Source organism: Coleofasciculus sp. B1-GNL1-01, from assembly GCF_040220235.1.
Classification (GTDB): Bacteria; Cyanobacteriota; Cyanobacteriia; order Cyanobacteriales; family Coleofasciculaceae; genus Coleofasciculus.
Map to the genome: position 1 here is coordinate 1 of NZ_JAVJTO010000159.1, position 4,023 is coordinate 4,023.

Annotated in this window: 4 protein-coding genes; 1 reads left to right on the forward strand and 3 read right to left on the reverse strand. The window is 46.5% G+C overall.

The window, feature by feature from the left end; genetic code table 11:
• Window positions 1-235: 235 nt before the first annotated feature.
• The 3 genes from RID53_RS34425 to RID53_RS34435 all read right to left on the reverse strand — a co-directional run bounded on the left by RID53_RS34425 (window position 236) and on the right by RID53_RS34435 (window position 2,449).
• Window positions 236-673, reverse strand: coding sequence for a BlaI/MecI/CopY family transcriptional regulator (locus RID53_RS34425; protein ID WP_446392372.1), 438 nt, complete (start codon window positions 671-673; stop codon window positions 236-238).
• Window positions 674-806: 133 nt separating this feature from the next.
• A complete protein-coding gene (locus RID53_RS34430) occupies window positions 807-1,934 on the reverse strand; it encodes an aldo/keto reductase (protein WP_446392373.1) in 1,128 nt (375 codons plus the stop codon).
• A gap of 8 nt (window positions 1,935-1,942) precedes the next feature.
• Window positions 1,943-2,449 carry a bifunctional nuclease family protein gene (locus RID53_RS34435; RefSeq protein ID WP_006103665.1) on the reverse strand — a complete coding sequence of 169 codons (507 nt, stop codon included), beginning with the start codon at window positions 2,447-2,449 and terminating at the stop codon, window positions 1,943-1,945.
• Window positions 2,450-2,989: 540 nt separating this feature from the next.
• Here RID53_RS34435 and ribE point away from each other — a divergent pair.
• Window positions 2,990-3,685 (forward strand): riboflavin synthase, encoded by a 696-nt coding sequence (gene ribE, locus RID53_RS34440; RefSeq protein ID WP_446392374.1) that lies wholly within the window; start codon window positions 2,990-2,992, stop codon window positions 3,683-3,685.
• The last annotated feature ends 338 nt before the right edge of the window (window positions 3,686-4,023 follow it).

Here is a 4,023-nt window from a genome sequence, read left to right on the forward strand (position 1 = left end):
CTCCGAGTAAAAGTATTTACATTGAGCGACTTGTATCGAGCGAAGTCGAGATAAGTCGAAATGTAGTCCCTTACCGCCATCTCAGTTAAGATGTCTTGGCTTAACAACAACCCGACAAAAGGTTTTAGAGGTAATCCGGACCAGAGTTGTATCCGGGTGTCTGTACCAAACTGAGACTAAGAGCGGTATTCAACGGTTTAAATTGCAATTTGTCTTGCAATCCCCACGCTCTACGTTAGTAGCGTGGGGTTGTTGAATGTTCCTCCCTCGCTTCGCGGATGGCTTGCAAACGCTGAGCGATCGCGTCGATTTGTTCTAGACTAGCTTGGTCGAGACTGTCGGCAAAGGCGGCGATGATATCAGGATTTCCCACCGCCAGGAATCGCTTCAATTGATCATGGGCTTGCAGCATCCGCGCCTGTTCCTGCGAGAGCAAGGGTTGCCAACGAAATGCCCGATCTTGGCGATCGCACGTTAGCCAGCCTTTTTGGGTGAGGCGGCGCAATACCGTGGTTACGGAAGCATAGGCTAACTCTCGGTCTGGATCAGCCAAGATTCGTTCGTGAACATCTTTTGTGGTAGCCGAACCGAGTTGCCAAATAATCTCTAAGATTTCTGCCTCTAATGGACCAAGGGAGAGTTGTTTGGGGCGGTAACTGGGCATGGGAACCATAGAGATGCAATTAAAATCAGGGAATTGGATACCCAGTTTACCCGAATTTGACTTTAAAAGCTGATTTGATATTGGCTCGGATACACTTATCGCAGCTCAAACAGCTAACCTGCTAAATTGGGATGCTCCCAATTTATCCCCACAGCCGACGCCGAGGAGATCCATTGAGACGTTGATGAGTATCAGCTAGCAAACCAGGAATATCCAGTTGTTCCGGACAACGAGGTAAGCAGTCACCACAGCTTGTACACCGATTCCCTTTCACCCCAGCAAACCAATGACCCGCATTTTCAAACATGCCATAGCGGTATGTCCCGTAATCTGTCATATCATAAGCTACAGCCAAATTCCGCAGCCTTAATACCTCTGGAATATTAATCATTTCCGGACAGGGCAAACATTGGTAACATTGGCTACAGCGATCTGTTCCTAAAGCGGTCTCAGCTTGGGTTTCTAACCGAGAAAATACCTCAATTTCCTGGGGAGTCAGGGAGTCATCTTGATCCGCAACGGCTAACGGTGCGTCCAATTCCTGTGGATTAGCAGGTCCTACACTCAGGGTGGTAATTCGGCGATCGCTCAATAAAAAACGATAGTTCAACTCCAGTGGCGAAAAGGGATAGCAGAGTTCAACCAGTTTCGCTGGGGGAGTATAGAATCGTCCACCCTTATCCGCCGGAGATATGATAAATACCCCCATATCCTTCTGGTGCGCTAATGCTACGGCTGGAGCATGACGCTGAAAGACGTAGTAATAATGTAGGTTGATAAATTCAAATAAATTGGTCTGGATTGCCGCTAATATGACCTCGAGGGAAGCATGAGTGGAAAAGCCAAGGTGTCTAATCCGACCCTCTGCTAAGGCGTCTTGTATTGCCTGCATACACCCTGTAGGGGACTCAACCCAGGTCAGATGTTCCCAGGTGTTGATCCCATGAATGGCTAAGCAATCCAGATAGTCGAGCTGTAGACGCTCTAAAGATTCATCAATCCACTGAGCCATGACCTGAGAATCAGGCGTTGGCGGTAGCTTGGTGGTAATCGTGAGTTGTTCTCGGGGTAAGGGTAATTTTTTGAGGATATTCCCCAAATATGGCTCACTCTTACCATAACTACGGGCGGTTTCTAGGTGATTAATCCCATTCGCGATCGCGTACTGTATGGTTTCCTCAGCATCGGACTCACCCGCCAAGCAGCGCATGGTTCCCAGGGAAAACACGGATAGCCACAGATTTGTTTTCCCAAACCGTCGATAATGCATTTCTCATCCTAAGCTTCACCGCCCGTTTTAAATCCTTTATGCTGGGAAAAGTCTTCCGGTCGGATGCTCGAGACAAACTCTCGGAAAGCCTGTCGTTCCTCTTCATCCGCATCCCGATCAACGGGTATTGATGCATCAGCGATAACTTCTTCCATCACCCAAATTGGACTATCTGTGCGAAGCGCGATCGAGATCGCATCACTGGGTCTAGCATCAATTTCTTTTTTGGCTTCACCCTGACGAACGCAGAGGATCGCATAGAAGGTATTATCTTGGAGGGAGTGGATAATAATCCGCTCCAACTTCATCTCCCATGTTTCCATGAGACCCACAAACAGATCATGTGTCAGAGGGCGGGGAGCTTTTTGGCGTTCCAAAGCGCTGATAATTGCTTTTGCCTGATCTTGTCCAATGTAAATCGGCAGAGCGCGTCGCTCTAGTGAGTCTTTCAGCAGCACGATTGGGCTACGGGTGACAGCATCTAATGCAATTCCAGCAACTTTCATTTCAATCATTAGCTTAGCCTCTAGAATACAGTCGGCGTCGAGGGCATCAAAGCGAAGCAGTCAAGCCACATTGGATGGATTAAAACTAGAACAAGCATACTAGCTTTTTCCTTACTTCACCGATTAACCCCAAAATCAGTCCTCTATCTTTGAATTGGGCAGAGATCAAAAAGATTATCTTCTCCAAGTATGCCCCAGTCTCAGGACGTTTGTTTCGGGACTTTATGAAAAAAACACATAACCGTTTATCCTTGTCCCCCATAGATCTCTAGTGGTTAATCTCCCTCGCTTTGGTGAACTGCCACCTCCTTGCTTTGTCTCCTAACCTTAAGATAGACTCGTTTTGATAAGTGATGAAGTCGGTGCTTCCAGGGTTGATATTGCCAACTCTGGCTTGATGTATACGCGGTATTTGGGTAGTCCCCATCGCTAAACACGAATGAGTTCAGAAGAGTTCCTCAGTTTGACTTCCCCTTCACTACCCCTAAAATCATTTTATCACGGAGCCTCTATAATCGGTGTTCCCAGACCAGTTACTTTGATAACAGCGTGTTTACAGGATTAATTCAAGCACTAGGAACCTTGCAACCCCTAGGTGGCGATCGCTTTCAATTATCTTGTCTTCCTGACAAAGCTGCTGTAATTCTACAGGATCTCGCCATTGGTGATAGTGTCGCCGTTGATGGGATTTGCTTGACAGTTGAAGAAATTTTATCTCAAGGTTTTGTAGCAACAGCATCAGATGAGACATTAAGCCGTACTACTTTGGGACAACGGCATCAAGCTGCCACTTATGTGAATTTGGAAACCTCAATACGGGTAGGTAATAAACTTGGCGGACATTTTGTCACAGGTCACATTGATGGCATTGGTTCGCTACAGGATTCGGTCAGAACAGCCAATTCCTGGATTCTATGTTTTACTGCACCAGCATCGTTACAAAAATCATGGCAACGTCACATTGCTCGTTTTCTGGTGCCGAAGGGAAGTATTGCAGTTAATGGGGTGAGTTTGACCATTGCTGAGTGTGACCCCCAGGGGAGTTGGTTTAAGGTAGCCGTGATTCCCCACAGTTATGCCCAAACTAATTTGAGTTATTTGCAGCCCGGACAATGGGTGAACGTAGAAAGCGATATTTTAGGCAAGTATGTTGAGAAACTATTAGGACATCAAGTCCCTAGTGGGAATTCTTTACCGATGAACGATATTTCCCCTGAATTCCTCGCCGAACACGGGTATTTATAAATGATGAAGCTGATGGCACGCTTCGTGCCGACTACTAACTTACATAGGACTTATGCAAAGCCTCTATCTGTAGGGTGGGTTGAGCGAAGTCGAAACCCACCATTGCCACCCTATATGATGTACCTACATAAGTCCTGTTACAGGAGAGAATGAACGATGACAACTCGAATTACAGAAGTGATGGGCGATGATGGCGACAGGGTAAGAGCATCTAAATTAGGCTTGACATAAGGAGTCAGAGGAATTTAAGGTAGAGTCAATGAAACACGAGGAAAGAACTCGAATCATATAATCGTTATCCATAGCAGTCCGTTTCATTTTTTGTCGGAGACTACGTT